Below are 1,855 nucleotides of genomic sequence, written 5' to 3'. Positions count from 1 at the left end.
CCGCCTCGCCGACCATGTCCGGGTACTCCCAGTCGCGGCTCTCGATCTTCACGAACTTGGACATGCCGACGCCGACGACAAATGTACGGTTCATGTCACGCTCTCACTTTCCGGGTTCGGGATCGCGCGGCAGACCGAGGATCCGCTCACCGATGATGTTCAACTGGACATTCGTCGAACCGCCGGCGATGGACATGCACTGGGAGTTGAGGAACATCTGCGTCGCCGACCTACGCCCCTGCTCGCCCACGAGCGCCGCCGGGCCGGCCCACTCCATGGAGATCTCCCACACCTGCTGGATGTGCTCGACGCCGAGCAGCTTCGCGACCGACGACTCGGCACCCGGCTGGCCACCGGTCAGCGAACGCAGCGTGGTGCGCAACCCCATCAGTCCGCCGGACTGGGCGTCGCAGAGCACCTTGCCGAGCACGGTGAGCTGTTCGTCGTCCGGACCGCCGGGCATCGTCTCGGCCAGTGACAGCAGGTTCTCGCCGCCGGACCCGAGCGACGAGTCGTGCGAGAGCGAGACCCGCTCGTTGGCCAGGGTGGTTCGCGCCAGCTTCCAGCCGTCGCCGGGTTCGCCGACCAAGCATTCGTCGGGGACGAACACCTCGTCGAAGAACACCTCGTTGAACAGTGCCTCGCCGGTGATCTCGCGCAGCGGCCGGATGTCGAGACCCTCGGAGTTCTTCATGTCGATGAGGAAGTACGACAGGCCCTTGTGCTTGGGCACGTCGGCGTCGGTGCGCGCGAGGCAGATACCCCAGTGCGCGTCGAGCGCCATCGATGTCCACACCTTCTGGCCCTGCAGCTTCCAGCCGCCCTCGACCTTGGTGGCCTTGGTGGACAGCGCTGCCAGGTCGGAGCCTGCACCCGGTTCCGAGAACAGCTGGCACCACACGATGTCGCCCCGCAGCGAGTCGGGAACCAGGCGCTGCACCTGCTCCTCGCTGCCGTGTGCGAGCAGGGTGGGCACCACCCAGTTGCCGATGATCATGTCGTGCGGCTCGAGATTCGCGGCGCGAAGTTCCTCGGCGATCACCAGCTGCGTGACAGCGTCCGCGCTCTTGCCCCAGGGGGACGGAAGATGCGGTGTCGTGTAGCCCTTCTCGGCGAGGTACGTCGTGCATTCGGCACCGACGAGGTGGGTGGCGGGCTCGAGTTCGGCGCGGATTTCCGCGCGGATCTGCTCGGCCTCGGCCGGCAGGTCGATCCCCAGCACGCGGCGGGTGCCGTCGATGGTGAGGGCCGCGACACGTCGCTTCCAGGATGCGGTGGAGCCCAGGAGGATCCGCAGTGACTGTGCGCGTCGCAGGTACAGATGTGCGTCGTGCTCCCAGGTGTAGCCGATGCCGCCGAGCACCTGGATGCAGTCCTTGGTGACCTGGAATGCGGCTTCCGGTGCCACGGCCGCGGCCACGGCCGCGGCGAGCGAGGCTTCGGCCGGGGAGATGTCTTCGCCCAGGGCGCGAGCAGCGTCCCACGCGGTCACGCGGGCCTGCTCGGTGAGGCAGAGCATCCGGGCGACCTTGTGCTTGACGCCCTGGAACTGACCGATGACCCGGCCGAACTGCCGGCGAACCCGGGCGTAGTCCGCGGCGGTCGAGGTGGCCCAGTCGGCGAGACCGGCCGCTTCGGCCGCGAACAGTGCCGCGGCGATGTCGAGCACGCGTTGCCGGTCCAGGGTGAGCACGTCGGAATCGGCGAGAACCAGTCCGTCCACGGTGATTTCGGCGCTGCGCCGGACCACGTCGTAGCCGGGAATGTCGGTGATCTCCAGGCGGGCACGGTCGAGAACGACAAATGCGAGCTCGCCCGCGTCCTCGGCGGCGAGCAGGAACACATCGCCTACCTG

The 1,855-nt window shown here is 67.9% G+C and carries 1 protein-coding gene; it reads right to left on the bottom strand.

All coding sequences use genetic code 11. The features are described 5' to 3' along the window. Positions 1–103: 103 nt before the first annotated feature. A partial coding sequence (locus tag Q8814_RS25950) for an acyl-CoA dehydrogenase family protein (protein WP_330154802.1) occupies positions 104–1,855 on the bottom strand: 1,752 nt, incomplete at its 5' end.

It is taken from the genome of Rhodococcus chondri, from assembly GCF_036327435.1.
GTDB lineage: Bacteria > Actinomycetota > Actinomycetes > Mycobacteriales > Mycobacteriaceae > Rhodococcus > Rhodococcus chondri.
The sequence above is the reverse complement of the archived record's forward strand: the minus strand, read 5'-3'. Positions and strand labels throughout refer to the sequence as shown.